General features: G+C 58.4%; 25 protein-coding genes and 1 pseudogene. 21 read left to right on the top strand and 5 right to left on the bottom strand.

The window, feature by feature from the left end; all coding sequences use genetic code 11:
• Positions 1 to 43 precede the first annotated feature (43 nt).
• From acpP to nagZ, 16 genes are all read left to right on the top strand, one after another.
• Positions 44 to 283 carry an acyl carrier protein gene (gene acpP / locus AC097N_RS06085; RefSeq protein WP_114973157.1) on the top strand — a complete coding sequence of 80 codons (240 nt, stop codon included), beginning with the start codon at positions 44 to 46 and terminating at the stop codon, positions 281 to 283.
• Positions 284 to 431: 148 nt separating this feature from the next.
• Positions 432 to 1,679 (top strand): beta-ketoacyl-ACP synthase II, encoded by a 1,248-nt coding sequence (fabF, locus tag AC097N_RS06090; protein ID WP_479579952.1) that lies wholly within the window; start codon positions 432 to 434, stop codon positions 1,677 to 1,679.
• A gap of 300 nt (positions 1,680 to 1,979) precedes the next feature.
• On the top strand, positions 1,980 to 2,207 hold the full coding sequence (locus AC097N_RS06095; protein ID WP_479579955.1) for a hypothetical protein: 228 nt from the start codon (positions 1,980 to 1,982) through the stop codon (positions 2,205 to 2,207).
• On the top strand, positions 2,204 to 2,854 hold the full coding sequence (gene rpoE / locus AC097N_RS06100; protein ID WP_479579957.1) for an RNA polymerase sigma factor RpoE: 651 nt from the start codon (positions 2,204 to 2,206) through the stop codon (positions 2,852 to 2,854). Before AC097N_RS06095 ends, rpoE begins: the two co-directional genes overlap by 4 nt.
• Positions 2,855 to 2,873: 19 nt before the next feature.
• Positions 2,874 to 3,533 carry a sigma-E factor negative regulatory protein gene (locus tag AC097N_RS06105; protein ID WP_479579960.1) on the top strand — a complete coding sequence of 220 codons (660 nt, stop codon included), beginning with the start codon at positions 2,874 to 2,876 and terminating at the stop codon, positions 3,531 to 3,533.
• Complete coding sequence (locus AC097N_RS06110) at positions 3,533 to 4,558, top strand: MucB/RseB C-terminal domain-containing protein (protein WP_479579962.1); 1,026 nt, start codon at positions 3,533 to 3,535, stop codon at positions 4,556 to 4,558. Before AC097N_RS06105 ends, AC097N_RS06110 begins: the two co-directional genes overlap by 1 nt.
• Positions 4,559 to 4,608: 50 nt before the next feature.
• Positions 4,609 to 6,075, top strand: coding sequence for a Do family serine endopeptidase (locus tag AC097N_RS06115; RefSeq protein WP_479579964.1), 1,467 nt, complete (start codon positions 4,609 to 4,611; stop codon positions 6,073 to 6,075).
• 505 nt (positions 6,076 to 6,580) lie between these two features.
• Positions 6,581 to 8,392, top strand: coding sequence for a translation elongation factor 4 (lepA, locus tag AC097N_RS06120; RefSeq protein ID WP_479579966.1), 1,812 nt, complete (start codon positions 6,581 to 6,583; stop codon positions 8,390 to 8,392).
• Positions 8,392 to 9,357, top strand: coding sequence for a signal peptidase I (gene lepB / locus AC097N_RS06125; RefSeq protein ID WP_479579968.1), 966 nt, complete (start codon positions 8,392 to 8,394; stop codon positions 9,355 to 9,357). The genes lepA and lepB overlap by 1 nt, the downstream gene beginning before the upstream one ends.
• Positions 9,358 to 9,385: 28 nt before the next feature.
• Positions 9,386 to 9,739, top strand: a complete 354-nt coding sequence (locus AC097N_RS06130; protein ID WP_479579970.1) for a DUF4845 domain-containing protein — start codon at positions 9,386 to 9,388, stop codon at positions 9,737 to 9,739.
• A gap of 43 nt (positions 9,740 to 9,782) precedes the next feature.
• Entirely contained in the window at positions 9,783 to 10,466 is a 684-nt protein-coding gene (gene rnc, locus AC097N_RS06135; protein WP_479579972.1) for a ribonuclease III, read from the top strand.
• A gap of 71 nt (positions 10,467 to 10,537) precedes the next feature.
• The gene (gene era / locus AC097N_RS06140) at positions 10,538 to 11,482 is read left to right on the top strand and encodes a GTPase Era (RefSeq protein WP_479580098.1); all 945 of its coding nucleotides are present in this window, start codon (positions 10,538 to 10,540) and stop codon (positions 11,480 to 11,482) included.
• A 20-nt stretch (positions 11,483 to 11,502) separates the two neighbouring features.
• Positions 11,503 to 12,252 (top strand): DNA repair protein RecO, encoded by a 750-nt coding sequence (recO, locus tag AC097N_RS06145; RefSeq protein ID WP_479579975.1) that lies wholly within the window; start codon positions 11,503 to 11,505, stop codon positions 12,250 to 12,252.
• Positions 12,249 to 12,986: a pyridoxine 5'-phosphate synthase gene (locus AC097N_RS06150; RefSeq protein ID WP_479579979.1), complete on the top strand. Its 738-nt coding sequence runs from the start codon at positions 12,249 to 12,251 to the stop codon at positions 12,984 to 12,986. Before recO ends, AC097N_RS06150 begins: the two co-directional genes overlap by 4 nt.
• 18 nt (positions 12,987 to 13,004) lie before the next feature.
• Positions 13,005 to 13,412 (top strand): holo-ACP synthase, encoded by a 408-nt coding sequence (acpS, locus tag AC097N_RS06155; protein WP_479579982.1) that lies wholly within the window; start codon positions 13,005 to 13,007, stop codon positions 13,410 to 13,412.
• Positions 13,413 to 13,478: 66 nt separating this feature from the next.
• Entirely contained in the window at positions 13,479 to 14,561 is a 1,083-nt protein-coding gene (nagZ, locus tag AC097N_RS06160) for a beta-N-acetylhexosaminidase (RefSeq protein ID WP_479579986.1), read from the top strand.
• A 28-nt stretch (positions 14,562 to 14,589) separates the two neighbouring features.
• Here nagZ and AC097N_RS06165 read toward each other — a convergent pair whose 3' ends face one another.
• Entirely contained in the window at positions 14,590 to 14,817 is a 228-nt protein-coding gene (locus tag AC097N_RS06165) for a hypothetical protein (protein WP_479579991.1), read from the bottom strand.
• Positions 14,818 to 14,928: 111 nt separating this feature from the next.
• Here AC097N_RS06165 and AC097N_RS06170 point away from each other — a divergent pair, with 111 nt between their 5' ends.
• From AC097N_RS06170 to AC097N_RS06180, 3 genes are read left to right on the top strand one after another with little or no spacing between them, the layout of a single operon-like run.
• Positions 14,929 to 16,110, top strand: a complete 1,182-nt coding sequence (locus tag AC097N_RS06170; protein WP_479579994.1) for a multidrug effflux MFS transporter — start codon at positions 14,929 to 14,931, stop codon at positions 16,108 to 16,110.
• Positions 16,111 to 16,141: 31 nt separating this feature from the next.
• Positions 16,142 to 16,504 (top strand): translation initiation factor Sui1, encoded by a 363-nt coding sequence (locus tag AC097N_RS06175; RefSeq protein WP_479579998.1) that lies wholly within the window; start codon positions 16,142 to 16,144, stop codon positions 16,502 to 16,504.
• Positions 16,505 to 16,506: 2 nt separating this feature from the next.
• Complete coding sequence (locus AC097N_RS06180) at positions 16,507 to 16,719, top strand: DUF3820 family protein (RefSeq protein ID WP_479580002.1); 213 nt, start codon at positions 16,507 to 16,509, stop codon at positions 16,717 to 16,719.
• Between the two features lie 30 nt (positions 16,720 to 16,749).
• On the opposite strand, the pseudogene AC097N_RS06185 reads toward AC097N_RS06180, so the two are convergent.
• Positions 16,750 to 17,962, bottom strand: a pseudogene (locus AC097N_RS06185) (MFS transporter).
• A gap of 165 nt (positions 17,963 to 18,127) precedes the next feature.
• Between AC097N_RS06185 and AC097N_RS06190 the strand changes: the two are divergent.
• On the top strand, positions 18,128 to 20,404 hold the full coding sequence (locus AC097N_RS06190) for a sensor domain-containing protein (RefSeq protein ID WP_479580006.1): 2,277 nt from the start codon (positions 18,128 to 18,130) through the stop codon (positions 20,402 to 20,404).
• A 6-nt stretch (positions 20,405 to 20,410) separates the two neighbouring features.
• On the opposite strand, the gene AC097N_RS06195 is transcribed toward AC097N_RS06190, so the two are convergent.
• Entirely contained in the window at positions 20,411 to 20,956 is a 546-nt protein-coding gene (locus tag AC097N_RS06195) for a YgjP-like metallopeptidase domain-containing protein (protein WP_479580010.1), read from the bottom strand.
• 43 nt (positions 20,957 to 20,999) lie between these two features.
• Positions 21,000 to 22,553 carry a lysine--tRNA ligase gene (gene lysS, locus AC097N_RS06200; protein WP_479580013.1) on the bottom strand — a complete coding sequence of 518 codons (1,554 nt, stop codon included), beginning with the start codon at positions 22,551 to 22,553 and terminating at the stop codon, positions 21,000 to 21,002.
• A 120-nt stretch (positions 22,554 to 22,673) separates the two neighbouring features.
• Between lysS and AC097N_RS06205 the strand changes: the two genes are divergently transcribed.
• Complete coding sequence (locus AC097N_RS06205) at positions 22,674 to 23,240, top strand: YggT family protein (RefSeq protein WP_479580017.1); 567 nt, start codon at positions 22,674 to 22,676, stop codon at positions 23,238 to 23,240.
• 15 nt (positions 23,241 to 23,255) lie between these two features.
• Here AC097N_RS06205 and accD read toward each other — a convergent pair whose 3' ends face one another.
• Positions 23,256 to 24,128, bottom strand: coding sequence for an acetyl-CoA carboxylase, carboxyltransferase subunit beta (accD, locus tag AC097N_RS06210; protein WP_479580019.1), 873 nt, complete (start codon positions 24,126 to 24,128; stop codon positions 23,256 to 23,258).
• Positions 24,129 to 24,153 lie beyond the last annotated feature (25 nt).

Here is a 24,153-nt window from a genome sequence, read left to right on the forward strand (position 1 = left end):
CGGCTAAAATTGCGGATTCATTCACAACCCTCTGAGGGAACCCATGAGCGATATCGAAGCACGCGTTAAAAAAATTATTGCCGAACAACTCGGTGTGGAAGAGTCACAAGTTACCAGCGAAAAAGCCTTCGTGGCCGATCTGGGCGCTGACTCTCTCGATACAGTGGAACTGGTCATGGCTCTCGAAGATGAGTTTGGCATTGAGATTCCAGACGAAGACGCAGAAAAAATCACGACAGTGCAAAACGCTATCGACTACGCCAATACACACAAAAAAGCGTAACGTTGGCTTTGCTCGGCGCGCAGGTGCCGATGCATTTGCTGTGATGCGGGCTGTGCTGGCATACACAATGTCTCGGCCCAGTCCGCAAACCGGGCTTCATGTCACTCTGAAGTGGCTTTTTAAGACGAACTACTGACTGCAAATTCCTATGTCCCGTCGTCGTGTTGTTGTAACTGGTTTGGGTTGTATCAGTCCCGTGGGCAATACGGTTGCTGACGCATGGACCAATCTGCTTGCTGGCCAGTCTGGCATTGCTCAAATTACCAAATTTGATGCCTCAAGTTTTGCCTGCAAAATTGCGGGTGAAGTCAAGAATTTCGATCTGGAGTCATACATCAGTGCCAAAGAGGCGCGGACGATGGACTCCTTTATCCATTACGGCATCGCAGCTGCCAGCCAGGCCGTTGCTGATGCCAATCTACCCACAGGCGATGCCTTGGATGACGATTTGGCGACTCGTATCGGTTGCGTGATGGGCTCGGGTATTGGTGGATTGCCAATGATCGAGAACGTTCACACTGAATATATGCAACGGGGTGCCCGCCGGATTTCCCCATTTTTTGTGCCGTCGACAATTGTCAATATGATTGCCGGTCACGTCTCGATCCGTTTTGGGTTCAAAGGGCCCAACATAGCGATCGTGACGGCTTGCACCACTGGCTTGCATTGCATCGGTGAAGCAGGGCGCATGATCGAATATGGTGATGCCGATGTCATGGTGGCTGGCGGTTCAGAAGCAACCGTTTCGCCCCTTGGTGTGGGGGGCTTCGCGGCGATGCGCGCATTGAGCACCCGTAATGATGATCCGCAAACGGCCTCTCGTCCTTGGGACAAGGATCGTGATGGATTCGTGCTCGGCGAGGGGGCTGGGGCCATGGTGCTGGAAGAATACGAGCATGCCAAAGCCCGTGGCGCAACCATTTATGCTGAGTTGGCCGGTTTTGGTATGAGCGGGGATGCAGGTCATATGACCGCTCCCAATATGGACGGGCCTCGCCGTGCCATGCTGAGCGCTATGCGCAACGCCGGTGTCAATGCCGATCAAATTGATTATTTGAATGCACATGGCACATCAACGCCTTTGGGTGATTTGAATGAAACCAATGCGATCAAGGCGGCATTGGGTGATCACGCGAAGAAGACAGTGGTGAATTCGACCAAATCCATGACCGGTCACTTATTGGGCGGTGCTGGGGGTATCGAGTCGGTATTTACTGTGCTTGCACTCCATCACCAAAAGAGCCCACCCACCATCAATATTTTCAACCAGGATCCAGAATGCGATCTGGACTATTGTGCCAATACGGCGCGCGATATGAAAATAGACGTAGCTTTGAAAAATAATTTTGGGTTTGGTGGCACCAATGGTTCGCTAGTTTTCAAGCGTGCGCCATAGGTATTCCTCGTCCTTCCATCAGACACTCGAAAACTGAGTTATTCCAGTATGCATAGCGCCCCAGCGGTCAGTTACCCGGTGGGGCGTTCGTCATTTCAGGTGGCGCTGATTGTTTCTGCCCTTTTGTGCGGCTCGGTGGCTGGTGGGCTTTGGATATTTCAAGGCAGTCCGCCGGTCTGGATGCAAGTGTTGTTCGTCTTGGTTTTGTCGAGCGCATGCCTGTATGCCGCTGTCGTATGGTGGCGAACGCCTTCGGGAGTACTGCGATGGAGTGGGCTAACTTGGGCTTGGACTACCTCAATGGGTGCGGTCAATGGTGCTGTAACCGTTCATCTGGATGTACAGTTTTGCTTGTTGCTTTGTATCCAGGCTGACGATGGTGCAAAGGTGTGGCTTGTACCGGAACGCCATGCACGGGATGTGCTTTGGCGTGATCTGCGCCGTGCGGTGTTCTCTCAGCCAAGTCAGCCCGACTCTCCGCGCGTCCAATTTGGCGTTCAGCAAGCTTCTTTGGCCGACAAAGCATGAGCGAGGGGCCAACTGGAACGCCGTTGTCACCAGAGTCAGCGGTGGCTGATACCAGCGACACGATGCTGGTGGAGCGCGCTGTGTCGGGAGATCAACACGCGTTTGAATTACTCGTCATTAAATATCAGCGACGGATACAGCGGCTGATCGGCCGCATGGTGCGTGACGTGGATCTGGTGGAAGATATAGCCCAGGAAACATTCATCCGGGCCTATCGGGCGCTTCACCAGTTTCGCGGAGATGCCCAGTTTTACACCTGGCTGTACCGTATCGCCATCAACACGGCCAAGAAGTTTTTGCTTGAACTCAAACGCGATCCCACCATTTCGGAAAACGCCTTTAAATCAGATGATGGCAGTGATGAAACTTCTTGGGCTGGAAGTGAACCAACCATGAGCGAAACGCCTGAAACGGTACTGGCGGCCAAAGAGGTTGCCATGACCGTGAATGCAGCACTGGAAGCGTTGCCTGAGGATTTGCGACAGGCCTTGACGTTGCGGGAGATCGAGGGTTTGAGCTATGAAGACATCGCTGCGTTTATGAGTTGTCCTATTGGAACGGTGCGTTCCCGGATATTTCGGGCTAGGGAGGCGATATCTGCCAAAGTGAAGCCCATGTTGGAAAAGCAGACTGGCAAGCGCTGGTAGTACTTGGTGAAACTAGGAAATGAAGACGCAAGAAGCTGTAATTGATCCTGAGCTTGTCTCGGCACTCGCCGATGGGCAATTGCGGGGAGACGAATTTGCCAATACTGTCGACTATGTCGGAGCGTCTGAAGAAGCGCGCTTGGCGTGGCAAACCTACCATCTCGTAGGAGATGTCATGCGTGCGGGTGAGTCAATGACTGTTCGGGTCGACTCGGAGTTCATGGCCCGGTTGCGGGTTTCGTTAAAACAAGAGGCACCGCTACGACTTGACCAACAATTATCAGGGTTGCCCGCTGTGCATGCAGTTCGGGATGAAAAATCCAGTTGGGTCACAGCGATGCAGGAAAGCGCTAACGATGGCCTGTTTCGTTGGAAACTGCTGGCGGGCGTGGCATCTGTAGCTGCCGTGTCAATGATTGCCTGGCAGGCAATAGGTGGCGCTGGCTTACAGATGCCCCAACTTGCTGGCATGAATGCATTGACGGCCAGCCCGGTCGCAGCAGTGGATGTGACAACGCTGCCTTTGCCCATTGCGCCCAGCGATCAGGCACAAGTCATGATTCGTGACCCGCAACTCGATGCCTTGCTGGCGGCGCACAAGCAGTTCGGTGGCACATCCGCGCTTCAAATGCCGGCAGGTTTTCTTCGCAATGCCACATTTGAGGGAGATGTGCGTTGATGCATACGTTCAAGAAACGTGCTGTGGCAGCGCTGTTGATTGCCGCCAGTGCCATGGGAGTTGCTCAATCAAGACCACCTGCGGCCCCTCCAGCCATCGTTGACAGCCGTGTGAGCGAACGCAGTGTCATTGATTGGCTAATGCGTATGCATGAAGCTTCCCGCAAACGTGCTTACATTGGCACTTTTGTGGTCTCTGTGGGTGGAAGCATGTCCAGTGCCCGTATTTGGCACGTTTGTGATGGTGATCAGCAGATGGAGCGTGTCGAGTCACTGACCGGTACGCCAAGGTCTACATTTCGACGCAATGACCAAGTTGTTACTTTTCTGCCCGAGAGCCATGTGGCCGTGGTGGAGAAGCGTGAGTCATTGGGCTTGTTTCCCAATTTGTTTCAATCTATTGATGCGTCTATCGGTCAGTTCTACCAGGTCAAGGTAACAGGGAGTGAGCGTGTTGCCGGTTATGACGCCGATGTGGTTCAACTGCGCGCGGAGGATAGCTTGCGTTTTGGATACCGGGTCTGGACCGAGAAAAAAAGTGGACTGGTGGTGAAGTTGCAGACACTTGACGGCAATGGCTTGGTACTAGAACAGGCCGCATTTTTCGAGTTGCAACTGGATGCTCCGGTCAGTATGCCCAAACTGAACCAGATGATGGGTAACACCGAAGGTTACCAAGTTGCACGACCGGAGATGGTGAAGACAACTGCGGCGGTCGAGGGCTGGGTTTTGAAGACTGATGTTCCGGGATTCAAACCCATGAGTTTCTACAAGCGGCTGGTGGGCGTCGCCACGGCGCCGAACCACGAGAACACCTTGCAGTGGGTGTTTTCGGATGGTTTGGCATCGGTATCGCTTTTCGTTGAAGCTTTTGATGCGGGGCGGCATGGCAAGCCGGGGAGCTTGGCCTTTGGCGCAACGCACACACTCACACGGCGAATTGGCGACTGGTGGCTTACGGCTGTTGGTGAGGTGCCGGCACAGACGCTGCAGGTATTTGCCCAGGGGCTTGAGCGGAGAAAATAAAGCCCCATGTTTCAACGCATCTCAATTTGTTTTTCAAAGAAAGGTCGATGATGATTCAAGTCGATTGGAAGAAGTTGCATTCTTTTGTCCTGACGGGCACATTGGCAGTGGCAACCTTGGTTGCCCTGGTGCCGGTGTCTCCTGCCATGGCGCAAGTGCGCACGTTGCCAGACTTTACAGACTTGGTGGACCAGGTGGGGCCCTCTGTGGTTAACATCCGCACGCTTGAGAAAGTGACCGCAAAGAACGGTGCGAGCGGCCCTGGCGAAGAAGAAATGCTTGAGTTTTTCAAGCGGTTTGGTTTGCCGATGCCCAATATTCCGCGCCAGGCGCCGCGTCAGAACCGACCGCAGCCTCAAGACGACGAGCAGCCCCGGGGTGTGGGTTCGGGATTCATTCTCTCGGCGGATGGGTTGATCATGACCAACGCCCATGTGGTTGAAGGTGCTGACGAAGTGGTGGTGACGCTGACCGACAAGCGAGAGTTCAAGGCGAAAATCATCGGGGCTGACAAACGCAGCGACGTGGCGGTTGTCAAAATTGAGGCGACTGGTTTGCCTGCTGTGAAGGTGGGTGACGTCAGTCGTCTGAAGGTGGGTGAATGGGTCATGGCTATTGGTTCCCCATTTGGACTCGACAACACAGTGACTGCGGGCATCGTGAGTGCCAAGCAGCGTGATACGGGCGATTACCTTCCCTTCATCCAGACGGACGTGGCTATCAATCCGGGGAACTCAGGTGGGCCCTTGATCAATATGCGTGGGGAAGTGGTGGGCATCAACAGCCAGATTTATTCACGCTCTGGTGGTTCCATGGGTATTTCATTTGCGATTCCGATGGACGAGGCGGTTCGTGTCAGTGAACAGTTGCGTGTGTCCGGGCGCGTCACGCGGGGACGCATCGGGGTTCAAATCGACCAAGTCACCAAAGATATTGCTGAATCTATTGGCTTGGGTAAACCCATGGGCGCGCTGGTGCGTGGCATTGAGTCTGGGTCACCTGCAGAAAAGGCTGGCGTGGAAGCGGGTGACATCATCACCAAGTTCGAGGGCAGAGTGGTGGAAAAGTCCAGTGACCTGCCACGCATGGTCGGTGGAACCAAGCCGGGCACCCGTAGCGCGTTGACCGTATATCGTCGCGGGGCTTTCAAGGAGTTGATGGTCACGATTGCGGAAATCGAGGCGGACAAGCCAGTTAAAAAGGCATCGGACAAAGAAGAGAAGCCCAAAGCCTCCGCGGTGGGACAGGTGCTTGGGTTGGCCGTCAGCGAGTTGACCGAAACGCAAAAGAAAGAACTCAAGATCAAAGGGGGTGTGAAAGTGGACGCCGCCACTGACGCTGCCGCGCGTGCGGGTATCCAGGAGGGCGACGTGATCATCCAGATCGCCAATGTGGAGGTGGCCAACGTTCGCGCGTTTGAGGCTGCCTTGGCAAAAATTGACAAGAACAAGCCTGTCAACATTCTGTTTCGCCGGGGTGAATGGGCGCAATATGCGCTGATCAGGCCGCTCAAATAGACGCTTTTACCCATCAAAAGGCCCTTAAGCAGACTCAGGTTTAAGGTCTTTTGGATCGAAATCCATCGAATAAGCAGGTCCAGAAATATTTTTTGAACTTGCTTTATTTTGAATAGATGTTTGTGACTACTAACTTTAAATATTCGTAATTGCTGTTTTGGTTAGAATGGGCTCTGATCAGCAGCGATTCGCGGCATATAGAAAGTGTTGCAGTCCACGATACGGGATGAATTGGAAAACCCCACAGGCGGTCCACAGTTCACCCACAAGTTGTCCAGATGTTGATCCATAAAATTGTGAATAAGTTGTGTATAAAGTTCTTGTTGCTGCACCGCAACGACTCATGGTGACTGTTTGTTGGGCTGTACGTTTTGGGCTTTTTGCCTACAATGAAGTTCCAACCTTCGCAGTTGCCAATGATTGTTGGTTCAGGGCGCGTCAGAATTTGACGCGCCCTTTTTTCTTGTTCCCTCGTTTTAATTCAATCACTTAAGTGTTCCCGTTGATGAATCACATCAGAAATTTTTCGATCATTGCGCACATTGATCATGGCAAATCCACTCTTGCGGATCGTTTGATCCAGCGTTGCGGTGGCTTGCAGGCGCGGGAGATGGAAGCGCAAGTGCTTGACTCGATGGACATCGAAAAAGAGCGTGGGATAACCATCAAGGCCCAGACGGCCGCACTCAAATACAAAGCACTTGACGGCCAGGTTTACAACCTGAATTTGATCGACACGCCGGGGCACGTGGACTTCTCGTATGAGGTGAGTCGATCGCTTTCTGCGTGCGAAGGCGCGTTACTGGTGGTGGATGCAAGCCAGGGGGTTGAGGCTCAAACGGTGGCCAATTGCTACACGGCTCTTGAGTTGGGCGTAGAGGTGGTGCCGGTGCTCAACAAGATGGATTTGCCCAATGCCGATCCTGACAATGCCAAAGCTGAAATTGAAGATGTGATCGGTATTGATGCCGCGGATGCGATTCCGTGTTCCGCGAAAACTGGTCTGGGCATCGACGAGATTCTGGAGGCCGTCGTGGCTCGGATTCCGGCCCCTAAGGGCAACCCCAACGGGCCGCTGCGCGCCATGATCATCGACAGCTGGTTTGACAGTTATGTCGGTGTCGTGATGCTGGTGCGTGTGGTCGATGGTCGCCTGGGCAAGGGTGAGCGTATCAAGATGATGGCCACGGGCACAACCTACAACGCTGACAACCTCGGAGTCTTCACGCCCGCCAATGAGTCGCGTGATTCGCTGGAAGCCGGTGAAGTGGGCTACATCATTGCGGGTATTCGCGAACTGCAGGCGGCCAAGGTGGGTGACACCATCACGCTGATCAAGCCCGGTACGGGTGGTGCGGCGTTAACTGCGACCGAAGCATTGCCAGGATTCAAGGAAATACAGCCGCAGGTGTTTGCCGGCCTGTATCCAACCGAGGCCAATCAATATGAAGGGTTGCGTGACAGTCTTGAAAAACTCAAGCTGAACGACGCTTCCTTGCACTATGAGCCAGAGGTTTCGCAAGCGCTGGGCTTTGGTTTTCGCTGCGGTTTTTTAGGCCTTCTGCACATGGAGATCGTGCAGGAGCGGTTGGAACGTGAGTTCGACCAGGACCTGATTACCACCGCCCCCAGCGTGGTGTACCAGGTGGTGGCGGTCGACGGCACGGTGAAGATGGTTGAAAACCCCTCCAAGATGCCCGACCAGGGCCGTTTGGACGAGGTCCGTGAGCCGATTGTCACCGTGCACCTGTACATGCCGCAGGAGTATGTGGGCGCGGTGATGACACTGGCCAACCAGAAGCGTGGCGTTCAGATGAACATGGCCTACCACGGTCGCCAGGTGATGCTCACGTACGAGATGCCGCTGGCCGAGATTGTGCTGGACTTTTTTGACAAGCTCAAATCCGTGTCACGCGGGTATGCCTCCATGGACTATGAGTTCAAGGAGTATCGGGCCGCCGATGTGGTGAAGGTGGACATCTTGCTCAATGGAGAGAAGGTGGATGCCCTGTCCATCATCGTGCACCGTTCGCAGTCGCAATACCGCGGCCGGGCCGTGGTGGCCAAGATGCGCGAAGTTATTTCGAGGCAGATGTTCGACGTGGCGATCCAGGCGGCCATTGGAGCCAACATCATTGCGCGTGAGACAATTAAAGCGCTGCGCAAGAACGTGATCGCCAAGTGTTACGGCGGCGATATTTCGCGTAAACGCAAGCTCCTTGACAGGCAAAAAGAAGGCAAAAAACGAATGAAACAAATTGGCTCGGTTGAAGTGCCGCAGGAAGCATTCCTGGCAATTTTGCAGGTGGACGGTTGATGCAATTCCTGACCTCCCTCATTCTGGTCGCGTTCGTTGGTTATGCCGGTGCCTGGTATTTCGGCATGGTCGAAGGCAACTTCGCGCTGCTGCTGTTTTTGGCCACCGTGGTGACCGGCCTTTACTGGTTGGCAGAGCGTTTTTATTTTCTCCCACAGCGCCAAAAAGCAGCCGCACGGCTTGAGGCCGAGTCGGTTCAGCGTCGCGAAGAACTGGCCCGGCAAGGTATCAGCCAGGTCGATGTGAACGTGTCTGAAGCCCGGGGTCGCATCCTGGCACAGCCTTGGTGGCTGGATTGGACTGCGGGCTTGTTCCCAGTCATCATTGCCGTGTTTTTTTTGCGTTCCTTCCTGTTTGAACCGTTCAAGATACCCTCGGGCTCAATGATCCCGACGTTGCTGGTTGGGGATCTGATCCTGGTGAACAAGTTTCACTACGGCATTCGTCTGCCGGTGATCAATACCAAAGTCACCGAGGGCAGCAAGCCCGAGCGTGGTGACGTGATGGTGTTTCGCTATCCCCCCAAGCCTAGCCTGGATTACATCAAGCGGGTGGTGGGTGTGCCAGGTGACGAAGTGGCCTACCTGAACAAGCGTTTGACCATCAACGGCAAGGCAGTTAACACGGTCGTATTGCCGGAGTTCTTTGACGAAGACGTGATGCGCTACTTCAAGCAATATGAAGAATCGCTGGGTACGCACAAGCACAAGTTGCTCAATGACGATGACCGTCCTGCGTTCGTGCCGGGCACTGACGAGTTTGCATTCAAGCAAAACTGCACTTACAGCGTCGAAGGCGTGGTGTGCAAAGTGCCGGAAGGCCACTATTTCATGATGGGGGATAACCGCGACAACTCCCTGGATTCTCGTTACTGGGGTTTTGTGCCTGACAAAAACATTGTGGGCAAGGCGTTCTTTGTCTGGATGAATTTCAGCAGTCTCAAGCGCATCGGCTCGTTCAATTGATATGGCTTTGACCTCCGAAGGAAAAAAGATGAAGGTTCAGCTCAAGTCCCGGCAGCGCGGCATGTCATTTTTCGGGTTGCTGTTTTTTGGTGGTCTGCTGGCCGTGCTCGGTGTCATTGCGGCACAGATCGTGCCCACAGCCATCGAGTACCAGGCGGTTGACAAGGCGGTGAACAAGGCACGCGAAGGCAACTCCGTTGCCGAGGTGCGCAGCATTTTTGACAAGGCCGCGCAGATCGACGCGATCAATTCGATCTCGGGCAAAGACCTTGAAGTGACCAAAGAGGGCGACAAGATCGTCGTTAGCTTTGCCTACGAGCGCGAGATTCACCTGACGGGTCCGGCCTACCTGACCCTCAAATACAAGGGACGTTCGAAATAATGCGTCTGGACCGAGATTCAAGAGATATGAGAGAACCCCACGCGTGAATGATGGCTTGATAGCGTTGCAGCGACGTCTGCAGCATGAATTTTCGAAACCCGCTCTTTTAACCCAGGCCGTCACACACCGCAGTTTTTCGCTGGATCACAACGAACGGCTGGAGTTTTTGGGTGACTCCGTCCTGAACCTGGCGGTTTCGGACCTGTTGTATTCCCGTCTGAGCGCACTGCCCGAGGGTGACTTGTCCCGCGTGCGGGCCAATCTGGTCAAGCAGGATACCTTGCACCAGTTGTCCGTTGAACTCGGCTTGCCTGATGTGATTCGCCTGGGCGAGGGGGAGTCCCGCTCGGGTGGGCAGAAGCGGCCGTCGATACTCGCCGATGCGCTGGAAGCGGTGATTGGGGCTGTTTATCTGGATGCCGGCTTCATCGCCGCGCAAAACCTGGTGCATCGTCTGTTCAAGGCGGTGGAGATCAATGCCGAGATGGAAGCCATCGGCAAAGACCCCAAAACCGAGTTGCAGGAGTGGCTCCAGGGGCGCAAAATGAAATTACCCTTGTACCGGGTGGTGGCAACGCTGGGGGCTGCCCATAAACAGACGTTTGATGTTGAATGTGAAATCATCGAGCTCAATTTTTCAGAACGCGGCATTGGCGGTTCGCGCCGTGCCGGAGAACAGGCCGCAGCTGCCGCGATGCTGCAAACCCTCAAGGCAAAGGCCAAGTAATGACTGCTCCTAAAATAATAGCTACTCCCGCAGATTCCACGGCGCCTGAAGGCCAAAATGATCTTGAAAGCATGCTCAAAGGCATGCGCACGGCCGCGCCTGCAAGTGCGCCGGTTGAAGGTCAGCGTTGCGGCCTGATCGCCATCGTGGGCAAGCCCAATGTGGGCAAGTCCACCCTGATGAACGCGCTGGTCGGTCAAAAAGTCAGCATCACCTCACGCAAGGCGCAAACCACGCGCCACCGCATCACCGGTATCCACAGCCAGGGCCTCACCCAGTTTGTGTTCGTCGACACGCCGGGTTTCCAGACACGACACAACAACGCGCTGAACCGCTCACTCAATAAAACGGTGCAGGGCGCCGTGGGCGATGTGGACTTGATCTTGTTTGTGGTCGAAGCCGGCATGTTCAACCAGGCCGACGCCAAAGTTTTGGCGCTGCTCAGCAAAGACATTCCTACCTTGCTGGTGGCCAACAAGCTGGACCAGGTCACGCGCCGTGCCGACATTGCGCCGTGGCTGCAGGAAATGCAACAACGCCACTCCTTTGCCGAGTTCGTGCCGATGTCGGCCAAGAACGCCAAGGACATTGAGCGCATGCTGGGCATTTGCGAAAAATACCTGCCCGAGCAAGCTTGGTGGTACGCCGAGGACGAGTTGACGGACCGCAGCGAAAAGTTTTTGGCCAGCGAGACCGTACGCGAAAAGCTGTTTCGCCTGACGGGCGACGAGTTGCCCTACACCTCGACGGTTGTCATCGACAAGTTCGAGGAAGAAGCCGGCCGTGGCAAGCAAAAGCGCTTGCTGCGCATTGCCGCGACCATCGTGGTGGAGCGCGATACGCACAAGGCGATGGTGATTGGCGACAAGGGCGAGCGTATCAAGCGCATCGGCATGGAGACCCGCGTCGAGTTGGAAAAAGCGCTGGACTGCAAGGTATTCATCGAGATGTGGGTGAAGGTGCGCTCTGGCTGGGCTGATGACGAAGCACGCGTCCGCTCCTTCGGCTACCAGTGAAATTGTTGGCCTGATCTCGCGTGGCCACCAAGCGCATTTCTGACGAACCTGCTTACGTTCTTCACCGCTACGACTGGAGCGAGTCGAGCCTGATTCTGGAAGTCTTCACCCGCCACTACGGCCGCATTGCGCTGGTGGCCAAGGGCGTGAAGCGTCCCAGTTCCAGTTTTCGCCCGATCCTGCTGCCCTTGCAGCCTCTGCATGTGTCGTTTGGCGGCGACGCCGAAATTCGCGCCCTCAAAGCGGCGGAGTGGATGGGGGGCCATGTGATGCCCACGGGTGACGCCCTGATGTCGGGCTACTACCTCAACGAATTGCTTCTGAACCTGCTGGCACGGGATGATCCGCACCCCGGTCTGTTCGATGTGTACGCCAACGTGGTGCAGGTGATTGCCTCCGAACATGGCGAGGCCCTGCAGTCTGCCCTGCGGGCCTTTGAGTTGCTGCTCTTGCGCGAGATTGGCCTGCTGCCCATGTTAGACGCCCAGACCATGACCATGGCGGAGCTGGACCGGGAAGCCCGCTACAGCCTGGTGCCGGAAGGTGGTCTGCGCCAGACCAATGCCGCGGACCGGGCCAGCCTGAGCGGTGCGCAATGGATCGGTCTGCAACGCTCTTTGCGTGATGGTGCACCATTTACTGCCACCTTGCGGGCCTGCTCGGAGGTGATGGCCGAGCTCAAACCCCAGCTTCGCACGCTGCTGAATTACCATTGCGGCGTGCGTACCCTGCGTACGCGGCAAATGATGATCGACCTGCAATCCTTATGAACAAGACCTTGCTTTCCGTCAACCTGAACAAAGTGGCGCTGGTGCGCAACACCCGTCATCTGGGCATTCCCAGCGTGACGCGGGCGGCGACCTTGTGCCTGGAGGCCGGGGCCAACGGCATCACCGTGCATCCACGCCCCGACGAGCGCCATATTCGCGCCAGTGACGTGGGCGACCTGGCTGCATTGATGCAAGCCTGGCCGGACCGCGAGTTCAACATCGAAGGCAATCCGTTTCAGAACCTGATGGACTTTGTGCGCAATTTCCGCCCGCATCAGTGCACCTTTGTGCCCGACTCTGAAGGGCAATTCACCAGCGACCACGGCTGGAACCTGGTGCACGATGCCGACCGACTGCGTCCCCTTATTGCCGAGGCCCAGAGTCTGGGCGTGCGCGTCAGCCTGTTCATGGACGCTGATCCTGAGGTGATGGCGGTGGCCAAAGCCGTGGGCGCCGACCGCGTGGAACTGTACACCGAGCCCTATGCGGCCGCCTGGGGAGCGCCAGCGCAGGCGGCCCAACTCGAGCGCTTTGCCCAAGCGGCCCAGGCGGCGCTGGATACCGGTCTGGGGGTCAACGCCGGCCACGACCTGAACCGCGACAACCTGGCCGCCTTTGTGGGCCAAGTGCCGGGTGTGAGCGAAGTGTCCATCGGCCACGCCCTGATTGCCGACGCGCTGGAGATGGGCTACGGCGCCACCGTGCTCGCCTATCTGGCCTGCCTCTCCGACTGAACCGCTGGGCCTCTGGGTGTGATTTACGGTATTGGCACCGACATTTGTGATGTGCGCCGCATCCGCGCCAGCGTTGCGCGTCATGGTGATCGCTTCGCACGCAAGATCCTGAGCGACGCGGAGTTCGACACCTGGAAAGCCCGTGGTGCCCGTTGGCCCGAGCGCGGCATCCAATACCTGGCTACCCGCTTCAGTGCCAAGGAGGCCTTCAGCAAGGCGATTGGCTTGGGCATGACCATGCCCATGACCTGGCGCGCGTGCGAGATCGGCAAGCTGCCCAGCGGCAAGCCCACCATCGTGCTGCATGGCGCCCTCAAAGACTGGTTTGACGCCCGGTCCTTGAGCGCCCACATCACCGTGACCGACGAAACCGACTACGCCGCAAGCTTCTGTGTGGTTGAGGTTTTGGATAAAAAAGGCCTGTAGCCCACGTAAAATATGCGCAAGCAGCTACTGAATCGATAGCAAAAAGAATTCTTTGAAAGTACCTTCATGATCCAGCATGCCCCCCTCATCATCGACATCGCCGGCCTGAGCCTGACCAAGGTGGACCGCCAGCGCCTCAAACACCCGCTGGTGGGTGGCCTCATTTTGTTCGCGCGCAACTGGGAAGACCGGGCGCAACTGGGCAAGCTGTGCGCCGATATCAAGAAAATCCGGCGCGACCTGCTGATTTGCGTGGACCACGAAGGCGGTCGCGTGCAGCGCTTCAAGACCGATGGTTTTACCCACCTGCCGCCCATGCGCGCCCTGGGCGAGATGTGGCTCCAGGACGGCAAGGCGGGCGAGGGCGCGGGTGCCATGAAGGCCACCAACGCGGCCACGGCGTGCGGCTACGTGCTGGGGGCCGAGTTGCGCGCCTGCGGGGTGGACTTCAGCTTCACGCCGGTGCTGGACCTGGACTTTGGCGAGAGTGGTGTCATTGGTGACCGGGCTTTTGCGCGTGACCCGCGGGTGGTCAGTTTGCTGGCCAAGAGCCTGATGCAAGGCTTGCTGCAAAGCGGCATGGCCAATTGCGGCAAACATTTTCCCGGTCACGGCTTCGTCAAGGCCGATTCGCACACCGAGATTCCCGTGGACAAGCGCAGCCTCAAAGCCATTCTGGCCGACGACGCCGCCCCCTACGAGTGGCTCAACAGCACGCTCTCCAGCGTCATGCCGGCGCACGTGATTTACCCCAAGGTGGATGCCCGCCCGGCCGGCTTTTCAGACAAATGGCTCAACTACATCTTGCGCGGTGATCTGGGCTTCACCGGCGCCATCTTCAGTGATGACCTGTCCATGGCCGGTGCCCGCCTGCTGGATGGCCAGGAGGTGAGTTACACCCAAGCTGCCGTGGCGGCGCTGAATGCCGGTTGCGACATGGTGCTGCTGTGCAACCAGTCCCTGGACGGTGGGGCGGCGGTGGACGAATTGATCAACGGCCTGACAGAAGCCCAAGTCAAAGGTGACTGGGAGCCGCTGGACGCCAGCGAAGACCGTCGCCTGGCGCTGTTGCCCCGCACACCTGCCACACCATGGGATGACCTGATGGTCCAGCCCGCGTACATGCACGCCATGGGGCTGCTGCCTTGAGCGGTGACTGGGTGGCGGTCCGGTCGCGTTAGGGCGAGCGATGCAAGCGGGGCGACGACAGGGCTACGATCATGTCGCTGGTGGCTGCGTCGATGTTGGGGTGCTTGGCCAGCAACTTGCCCGCCGACAGCAGTGTGCGCAGGTCTTTGAGGTCTTTGACGGTGGGGGCAACCTTGATCTGGGCCAGGGCCGCCTCGCTGTTGCCACCTTGAATCAGGGCGGCCACTTTGGTGGCCCACAGGCTGTGACGTGACATGGCGGAACTCCTGAAATAAATCTATAAGCCATTTTGGCATACAGCCCCCGTCTATCCTGCGCAAGCAGCTATTCTTTTTATAGCATTCAATCAATTTCCGGAAAATTTGCAATGCGTGACTCATTTTTGATCGTGGTGCTGGCCATGTTGTCCATGGTCGGACCGCTGGGCATTGATACCTATTTGCCCTCGTTTCCCGCCATTGCCAGTTCGTTTGGCGTGTCCCCCGTGGTGGTGCAGCAAACCCTCAGTGTTTACCTGTTGTGCATGGCCAGCATGATGCTGTTTTATGGAACGTTGTCGGATTCGTTTGGCCGGCGTTCGGTGTTGCTGGTGTCGCTGGTCCTGTTCTCGGTGACGTCGTTTGCAGCCGCCTTTGCCCCCAGTGCCGGTGTCCTGATTTTTTTGCGGGCACTCCAGGGCCTGGCCGCGGGGGCGGGCGGCGTGGTCGGCCGTGCCGTGGTGCAAGACCATTTCAAGGGGCACGATGCGCAGCGCGCCACGGCCATCATGATGATGGTGTTTGGCCTGGCCCCTGCCATTGCGCCGGTGGTGGGCGGCTGGCTGGAGACCATGCTGGGCTGGCGGTCGGTGTTTGTGTTTTTGGGCGGATTTGGTGTGCTGATGCTGGTCATTTGCTACCGCTATCTGCCTGAAACATTGCCCACGAACAAGCGCGCCCCCTTTGCGCTCGCTCCCATCGCCCGCAATTACCTGCGTTGCGTCAGCCATCCGCAGTTTGTCCTTATGTCCTTGAGCATTGCCTTTATCTTTGCCGGTGTGGCCTTGTACATCGGGTCGGCAGCGGCGTTTGTGATGGGCATCCTGCACCAGCCGGAAACTGCGTTTGCCTGGCTTTTCATTCCCATGATTGGCGGCATGGTGCTGGGCTCGGCGGCTGCCAGCCGCCTGGGGGCCCAGGTGGCGCCGGGGCGCTTGATTGCGGCGGGCTTTGCCATCATGGTGGCGGCGGTCGCGCTCTCCGTGGGCTACACCGGTTACTTTGTGGCAAAGGTGCCGTATGCCGTGGCCCCCATCTTCATCTACACCTTTGGCCTGGCGCTGGCCATGCCCGGCATGTCGGTGCGCACCCTGAACCTGTTCCCTGACATGAGCGGCCTGGCCGCCTCCATGCAGGGCTTCATCCAGATGTTTTTGTTTGCCCTGGTGTCGGGCCTGGTGTCACCGCTGTTGTTTGACAGCGCCCACAAGCTGGCCATGGGCCATGCCGTGGCGGTGCTGATCGGCATCGTGTTGTGGGTGGTAGCCATCCGGGCGGCAAAATCCCGATAATCACGCCCGACTTCGCACATACAGGTTCTCCATGAAATCCAGATCAACCAGCGGTGGCTTGGTTTACTCCACCGACAGCGGGCGCATGTGCCCCCATTGCCGCCAGGCCAAGGCCGATTGCCGCTGTGCGGCACTGGCGGCGCGCCCGACAGGTGACGGCATCGTACGCGTCTCGCGTGAAACCAAAGGCCGCGCGGGCAAGGGCGTGACCCTGGTGCGTGGCGTACCGCTGGATGCGCTGGCGCTGGCAGTCCTGGGCAAGCAACTCAAAACGGCTTGCGGCTCGGGCGGTACTGTCAAGGACGGTGTGATTGAAGTGCAAGGCGACCACTGCGACCGGGTCATCGAAGTGCTCAAAGCCCAGGGCTTCACCGTCAAGCGGGCGGGCGGCTAGCCGTGAACCCCGAAGACTTGCAACTGCTGGTGACGCGCACCATGCCTTTTGGCAAATACAAGGGGCGTCTCATTGCCGACCTGCCGGCCGATTACTTGCTGTGGTTTGTGCGCGGCGGCGTTCCCAAGGGCGAGATTGGGCGCTTGCTGGCGCTGATGCACGAAATTGACCACAACGGCCTGTCGGATCTGCTCAAACCGCTGCGCCAGCGTTGAGGCGCAGGCCGGGCGCACCGCCTCATGCGTTCAAACCAGGCGGTCACGTCGCGCCAGAGCGGGAAACAGGCGCAGCCAGGCGGCGGCCACCAGCATCGTGCCGATGCCTCCGGCCACCACGGACGCCACCGGGCCAAACAGGGCGGCGGTGGCGCCGGACTCAAACTCACCCAACTGGTTCGAGGCGCCGATAAAAATGGAGTTTACGGCCGACACCCGGCCCCGCATCTCGTCCGGTGTTTCCAGCTGCACCAGCGTCAGGCGTGTCACCACGCTGACGGTGTCCGTTGCGCCCGTGATCACCAGGGCCAGCAGCGAGAGGCCGAAATGCGTGGACAGGCCAAACACCACCGTGGCCAGTCCGAACATTGCCACGGCCGCCAACAGGCGGTGGCCGACCTGGCGTTTCAGCGGCCAGCGCATGAGGACCAGTGACATGACCAGCGCCCCGATGGCGGGTGCCGCCCGCAGCAGCCCCAGCCCCACAGGCCCGGTGTGCAGGATGTCGCGCGCATAAATCGGCAGCAACGCGGTGGCGCCACCCAGCAACACCGCAAACAGGTCCAGCGAGGTCGCGCCCAGCAACACCTTGCGATGCCAGACAAAAGCCACCCCGGCAAATACTGTGCTCCAGGTCGCTGCGAGCGTGGAGGGGCGATGCGGGTAGCGCACGGACAGGGTGAGTGCGCCTGCCAGCATCAATAAAACCATGCACGTGACATACACCGTGGTGGCCCCGGTGGTGTAAAGCACCCCCCCCCAGCGCAGGTCCGCAGATGATGGCGGCCTGCATGCCGCTGGAGCTCAGCGCGATGGCCCGCTGCAGCAGGTCTTGCGGCACCAGCAGGGGCGTCAGCGCCTGTTGCGCCGGCATCTGGAAGGCCCGCGCCAGGCCCAGCAACACCGACACACCCAAAATCAATTCGCGGGTGGCAAAGTGCCCCTGGGTAGCGGCCACCAGCAGCACCGCGACGCCGGCCTGCAAAAACATGCAGGCCGCGAAGATGCGCCCCCGGTGCAGGCGGTCGGCGGCGTGGCCCGCAGGGAGCGTCATCAAGAGCGCAGGCACGAACTGGAACAGGCCCACCAGCCCCAGGTCCCAAGCGCTGGAGGTGATGTCGTACATGTGCCACGCGACCGCCACCATGAGCATCTGGTTGGCGGTCACCCCGGCCAGGCGGGCCAGCAGGAATTTGACGAATTGGCGTTGGGAGAACAGGGCTGAAAGACGGGTGTGGGGCATGGGGTCATCTTAGCAACGGGGGGCGGCATTTTTTGCTGGTGCATGGCCCGTGGGCGGTAGCTGTGGCTGTGGCAAAAAATCATCCGGTCGCCAGAGTAATATCAGGGCGAAATAACAACCGCGACTGCGGGTGGCAGGGCCATCGGCAGGGGCAAGGGATTGCATTTGAAAAACGATTACGAAATTCTTGCGCAAACCACGGACGAGATTGACAACCCGGCGTCATGGGCACCGTCGCTGGCATTTCTGAAGGCCACCATTGCAGCCTTGCTGGTGGGGGCATTGGCCTCCCTGATCGGTTTGTTTTTCGTGGCGCCACAGCAAACCTCGCGTGCCATCGGCCCGGTGATGGTGTCGCTGGTGGCGGTGGTCGGGTGGTATTTTCTGTCGCGTGGCAAGACGCAAACCACCATCATCGTGATGGCCTACGGCATTTGGACCGTGGTGACCGGCATCGCCTTGTTCACCGATGGGGTTCATGCGCCGGTGATCATTGCCTACCCGTTGATCATTCTGATGATCGGGTGGCTGATCAGTCCACGTGCGGCTGCCAGGGTGGCCGGACTGACGGTGGCACTGACTTTTGGCATGATGTATGCCAAGACCCATGGTTTTTTGCCCGATCCCGTGTTCACGCCGTCTGCGATGCACGGCATCGATCAAACCATCGTCTACGTCCTGTCCGCTATGCTGATCGCCATTTTGGTGCGGGCCTATAAAAGTCGGCTTCGGGAATTGAGCGCCATTGGCCAGGATCTCGTCCAACGCACCCTGGATCTGGAAGCGCGCAAGGAAGAGTTACATCAGGCGCAGGCGGTGGGCCATGTCGGCAGTTGGTTTTATGACATTACCACCGACTCGGCCCGCCTGTCGGTCGAGACCTGCCGCATCTTCGCGTTGCCTGAGGGGAGCGCTGCCAACCGGGCCGCCTACCTCGCGCGCACGCATGCGCAAGATCTGGACGCGGTCATGGCTGCCTGGCGGAGTGCTCTCGAAAGCGGTGTTTTTGACCAGGAGCACCGTATCCAGGTGGGCCATGCCACTCGGTGGGTTCGCATGCGGGCTGAGCTGGAGTGTGGTGCCGATGGCACACCGGTCCGAGCGGTGGGCATTGCCCAGGACATCACGGCGCGCAAGCAAACCGAGGCCGCACTCAGCCAGAGCCAGGCCGAGTTGCAGGCCACACTGGATGCCGTTCCTGACTATTTATTCGAGTTTGACCTGGAGGGGCGCTGCCACAAGTACCATGCGCCGCGGGTCAGTGCTTTGGCGCTCGCACCCCAATGCCTGCTTGGCGCGCTGGTCTCCGACGTATGGCCTGCCGAGGCCTCGGCGGTTGTGATGGCGGCCCTTCAGCAGGCCGATGTCAGTGGGCATGCGCGTGGCATGGAGTTTTCGTTGGCGTTGCCCTCCGGTGCCATTTATTTTGACTTTTCAGTGGCCCGCAAGGCGGGGCCGGAGGGCGAAACCCCCCGCTTCATTGGTCTGGCGCGGGACATCACGCAGCGCAAGCGGGCCGAGTTGGCCATGCGGGAGAGCGAAGAGCGCTACCGGGCCATGATCGAGTGGTCACCCGAGGCCATCATCGTGCACCGCGTGGGGCACATCCTGTATGTCAACCCCGCCGCGGTCAAATTGTTTGGCGCCAGGGACGCGCAGGACCTGATCGGCAAAATGACCCACGAGCTGATTCACCCTGACTTCCTGGAAGGACAGGTGTCGCGGATGAAGAGCCTGATCGAGAACATCGCCATTCCTCCGATCGTGGAGTCGCGTTTCCTCCGGCTGGACGGCAGCGCCATTGACGTGCAGGTGCAGGGCACGTCCATTGTTTATGACGGCGGGCCGGCCCTGCATGTGTCGATTCATGACATCACCGAGCGCAAGGCGATGGAAGACCAGGTTCGCCAGCTCGCCTTTTATGACCCGCTGACCCGGCTTCCCAACCGTCGTCTCCTCAATGACCGTCTGAAGCAGACCCTGGCTGCCAACAAACGAAGCGGCTGCCATGGCGCCCTGCTGTTCCTGGACCTCGATAACTTCAAGGCCTTGAACGACACCCATGGCCATGGCGTCGGTGATTTACTCCTGATCGAGGCTGCAGTTCGCCTGAAAAACTGTGTGCGGGAAATGGACACCGTGGCACGCCTTGGCGGCGACGAGTTTGTGGTGATGCTCAATGAGTTGAATGTGGACAAGGCGGAGTCCACTGCGCAGGCCGCCGTCATTGCAGAAATCATCCGGGCCACCCTGTCCGAGTTTTATGCGCTGACGGTCACCGATGTGCATCTCTCGGAGTACCAGATCCGGCATCTTTGCAGTGCCAGTGTGGGCGTGGTGGTCTTCAACAGTGAGCAGGGAAGTCAGGACGACATCCTCAAATGGGCCGATACCGCGATGTACAAAGCCAAGATCGATGGCGGCAACCTGGTCCGGTTTTAGGCGTCCTCAGGCCGCATCTAGCGCGGCCAACCCCCACAGCCGCGTGCCAGACACCTCCAGATGCGTCAGGTACATGCGCACCTCGAACTCCAGCTGGTGGTAGCTGGGTTCCATGTAGGTGCAGAGCTTGTAGAAGGCCTTGTCGTGGGCCCGCTCCTTCATATGGGCCAGTTCGTGCACCGTGATCATTTTCAGGAACTCGGCGGGCGCCTCCTTGAACAAGGTGGCGATGCGGATTTCACGTTTTGATTTGAGCTTGTTGCCCTGCACCCGCGAGATCGTGGTGTGGGTGCCCAGCGCGTGCTGCACCACGTGCAGTTTGCTGTCAAAAGCCACCTTCGACAAAGGCTCCGCACCGCGCAGGTAGGCCTGCTTGAGGTCCTGCACATAGTCGTACAAAGCCTTGTCGGTGCGCACCCCGTGGCCGCTGGGGTACTTATTCTGCAGCCACTCGCCCAAGCGCTTGTCAGCCACCAGTTTTTCAACCTGCGCGAGCGTGTCAGGGGAATAGCCCTGCAAGTACTTCAGTGTTTTTGTTGCTACTGAATTCATAGCTGCTCGCGCACGGTACACGGGGGCTGCAGCCCTATTTTCCTTAAGATTCCCGGCGCAGGGCCGGGAACAGGATCACGTCACGGATGCTGCTGCTGTCGGTCAACAACATCATCAACCGGTCCAGGCCGACGCCGCAGCCACCGGTGGGGGGCATGCCGTATTCCAGCGCGCGGATGAAGTCGTGGTCGTAGTACATGGCTTCGTCGTCGCCGTCGTCCTTGGCGGCCACCTGGGCGTGGAAGCGGGCGGCCTGTTCTTCGGCATCGTTCAGCTCAGAGAATCCATTGCCGAACTCGCGGCCGGTGATGTAGAGCTCAAAGCGCTCGGTCACGCCGGGCTTGTGGTCGCTGGCGCGCGCCAGCGGGGAAATCTCCACCGGATGCTCGCAGATGAAGGTGGGTTGCCACAGCTTTTCTTCCACGGTTTCTTCAAAATACATCACCTGCAAGCTGGCCAGCGAGCGGGTGGAGAGCTTGTTTTTACCTTCCGACAGGCCGAGTTTGCGCAGGGCGTTGATGAGCCAGGCGGCGTTGTCCACTTTCAACCCGCTGCCGTCCTCCAGCGCTTCAGCGGCTTCGGTGTACTTGCAGATGGCTTCATGAATCGTCAGGCGCTCGAACGGCTGGGTCAGGTCCACCGCCTTGCCACCGTAGGTCAGTTCCAGGGTGCCGACGGCTTTTTGGGCCGCGTCACGAATCAGGGCCTCGGTGAAGGTCATCAGGTCCTGGTAATCCCAGTACGCTGCGTAGAACTCCATCATGGTGAACTCGGGGTTGTGGCGCACCGAGATGCCTTCGTTGCGGAAGCTGCGGTTGATCTCAAATACGCGGTCAAACCCACCCACGATCAGGCGCTTCAGGTACAACTCTGGCGCAATGCGCAGGAACATCTGCTGGTCCAGCGCGTTGTGGTGCGTGGTAAACGGCTTGGCGTTGGCACCACCGGGGATGGGGTGCAGCATGGGCGTTTCGACTTCCAGAAAGTTGTGCGCCACCATGAATTCGCGAATGCCGCTGACCGCTTTGGAGCGGGCGGTAAAGCGCTTGCGGGCATTTTCGTCAGTCATCAGATCGACATACCGCTGGCGGTACTTGACCTCCTGGTCGTTCATGCCGTGGAACTTGTCGGGCATGGGGCGCAGGCTCTTGGTCAGCAGGCGCACGCTGGTGGCATGGATGGAGAGTTCGCCGGTTTTGGTTTTGAAGACCTTGCCTTCGGCGGCGACGATGTCACCCAGGTCCCAATGTTTGAAGCTGGCGTACAGCTCGGCGCCAACGTCTTCACCCTTGATGTAGATCTGGATGCGCCCGGTGCTGTCTTGCAGCGTGGCAAAGCTGGCCTTGCCCATGACACGTTTGAGCATCATGCGGCCGGCGACTTTGGCCACAGCGCCTTGCTCCAGCAGGCCTTCAGGCGTCTGGCCCGCGTGGGCTGCAAACAGTTCGGCGGCGTGGTCTGAGGGTTTGAAATCGTTGGGGAACGCAATGCCTTTGCCCTCGGCCTGGTTCTGGCGGATGGCCTTGAGTTTTTCGCGGCGCTCAAGAATCAGCTGGTTTTCGTCCTGGGGAGCTTGGGGGGTGTTTTGGTCAGACATGAGGGCGCGATAGTAAGGGAAGCGGGGGAATCATTGAGCGGCCTTTTCTGGCCGAAAACAGTGATTTTAAATGGCCGTAGACCGGTCGCTATGATGCGTTGAGATTTACACCCGAAACCTATGCTTTACCAAATCATTTTCCTGTTGCTTGAGGTTGTTGCCGGTGTGCTGGGCGGAGCCTGTTTGCTGCGCCTCTACATGCAGTACCAACGCATTCCCATGTCAGCGCGTTCGGGCAATCCACTGGGGCGCTTTGTGTTCGCATTGACGGATTGGCTCGTGTTGCCCTTGCGGCGGGTCGTGCCTGCGGTGGGGCGCTGGGACCTGGCCAGCCTGGTGGCGGCCTACGTGCTGGAACTGGGGCAGTTTATGCTGTTGTGGTTGCTGGCCGGGGCGGGCGAGGGCCTGTTCGCCGTGCCTATTCTGGCGGCCTTTGGCCTGGTGCGACTGGCGATTTCCGGCATGACTGGCCTGGTCATCGTTTACGCCGTGTTGTCCTGGGTGCCGAACCGTTCACCGATGTCGGATGTGATTGAGCGGCTGTGTGCACCACCCCTCACGCCCATCCGCCGTTTGCTGCCGCTGGTGGGTGGCATTGACCTGTCGCCTCTGGTGTTGTTGGTGTTGCTGCAGGTGGTGTCCATCGTGCTGGGCCACCTGCAGGGATTGACGCTGCTGTCAGCCTGACCCGGCTGCAACCGGTCAGATGACCGCGTCAGCGGGCTGGCGTTGCAGCATGGCCAAGGTGTTGGCCACCGTTTTGCGCAGTTCGCGGCGGTCGCTAATGAAGTCGATCGCCCCTTTGGTCTGTAAAAATTCGGCACGCTGAAAACCTTCAGGCAGCGTCACCCGCACCGTGGATTCAATGACGCGGGGGCCGGCAAAGCCAATCAACGCTTTGGGCTCGGCAATCACCACATCGCCCAGAAACGCAAACCCGGCACTGACGCCGCCCATGGTGGGGTCGGTCAGGACGCTGATGTAGGGCAGGCCCTTTTTCGCCAGTCGTGTGAGCGAAGCATTGGTTTTGGCCATCTGCATCAGGCTCAAAAGACCCTCCTGCATGCGGGCGCCACCGGTCGAGGTGAAGCAGATAAACGGTACTTTTTGTTCGATGGCCGCATGCACGCCGCGGACAAAACGCTCACCCACCACCGAGCCCATGCTGCCGCCCATGAATTCAAATTCAAAGCAGGCCACCACGACGCTGATGCCATGCACTGCGCCGCCCATGACCACCAGGGCATCGGTTTCTCCGGTGTTTTCCAGCGCTTCTTTCAGACGCTCGGGGTACTTGCGGCTGTCCTTGAACTTGAGCGCATCCACGGGCAACACTTCCTGCCCGATCTCGAACCGGCCTTCGTTGTCCAGAAACACGTTAAGCCGCGCGCGGGCACCGATGCGGTGGTGGTGACTGCAGGTCGGGCAAACGTTCTGGTTTTGTTCCAGGTCGGTCTTGTAGAGCACGGTCTCGCAACTCGGGCATTTGATCCAGAGACCTTCCGGCACACTGCGCCGGTCAGCCGGGTCAGTGTGTTGGATCTTGGGGGGTAATAGTTTTTCAAGCCAGCTCATGGGCGTACTCCGCTAGTGAATATGA

This window comes from Rhodoferax sp. LS1R11 (genome assembly GCF_056521395.1).

Bases quoted from the DNA above. Each gene is read 5' to 3' on its own strand.
- acpP (WP_114973157.1), top strand. From the start codon at position 44: ATGAGCGATATCGAAGCACGCGTTAAAAAAATTATTGCCGAACAACTC.
- fabF (WP_479579952.1), top strand. From the start codon at position 432: ATGTCCCGTCGTCGTGTTGTTGTAACTGGTTTGGGTTGTATCAGTCCC.
- AC097N_RS06095 (WP_479579955.1), top strand. From the start codon at position 1,980: ATGGGTGCGGTCAATGGTGCTGTAACCGTTCATCTGGATGTACAGTTT.
- rpoE (WP_479579957.1), top strand. From the start codon at position 2,204: ATGAGCGAGGGGCCAACTGGAACGCCGTTGTCACCAGAGTCAGCGGTG.
- AC097N_RS06105 (WP_479579960.1), top strand. From the start codon at position 2,874: ATGAAGACGCAAGAAGCTGTAATTGATCCTGAGCTTGTCTCGGCACTC.
- AC097N_RS06110 (WP_479579962.1), top strand. From the start codon at position 3,533: ATGCATACGTTCAAGAAACGTGCTGTGGCAGCGCTGTTGATTGCCGCC.
- AC097N_RS06115 (WP_479579964.1), top strand. From the start codon at position 4,609: ATGATTCAAGTCGATTGGAAGAAGTTGCATTCTTTTGTCCTGACGGGC.
- lepA (WP_479579966.1), top strand. From the start codon at position 6,581: ATGAATCACATCAGAAATTTTTCGATCATTGCGCACATTGATCATGGC.
- lepB (WP_479579968.1), top strand. From the start codon at position 8,392: ATGCAATTCCTGACCTCCCTCATTCTGGTCGCGTTCGTTGGTTATGCC.
- AC097N_RS06130 (WP_479579970.1), top strand. From the start codon at position 9,386: ATGAAGGTTCAGCTCAAGTCCCGGCAGCGCGGCATGTCATTTTTCGGG.
- era (WP_479580098.1), top strand. From the start codon at position 10,538: ATGCTCAAAGGCATGCGCACGGCCGCGCCTGCAAGTGCGCCGGTTGAA.
- AC097N_RS06150 (WP_479579979.1), top strand. From the start codon at position 12,249: ATGAACAAGACCTTGCTTTCCGTCAACCTGAACAAAGTGGCGCTGGTG.
- nagZ (WP_479579986.1), top strand. From the start codon at position 13,479: ATGATCCAGCATGCCCCCCTCATCATCGACATCGCCGGCCTGAGCCTG.
- AC097N_RS06165 (WP_479579991.1), bottom strand. From the start codon at position 14,817: ATGTCACGTCACAGCCTGTGGGCCACCAAAGTGGCCGCCCTGATTCAA.
- AC097N_RS06170 (WP_479579994.1), top strand. From the start codon at position 14,929: ATGCGTGACTCATTTTTGATCGTGGTGCTGGCCATGTTGTCCATGGTC.
- AC097N_RS06175 (WP_479579998.1), top strand. From the start codon at position 16,142: ATGAAATCCAGATCAACCAGCGGTGGCTTGGTTTACTCCACCGACAGC.
- AC097N_RS06195 (WP_479580010.1), bottom strand. From the start codon at position 20,956: ATGAATTCAGTAGCAACAAAAACACTGAAGTACTTGCAGGGCTATTCC.
- lysS (WP_479580013.1), bottom strand. From the start codon at position 22,553: ATGTCTGACCAAAACACCCCCCAAGCTCCCCAGGACGAAAACCAGCTG.
- AC097N_RS06205 (WP_479580017.1), top strand. From the start codon at position 22,674: ATGCTTTACCAAATCATTTTCCTGTTGCTTGAGGTTGTTGCCGGTGTG.
- accD (WP_479580019.1), bottom strand. From the start codon at position 24,128: ATGAGCTGGCTTGAAAAACTATTACCCCCCAAGATCCAACACACTGAC.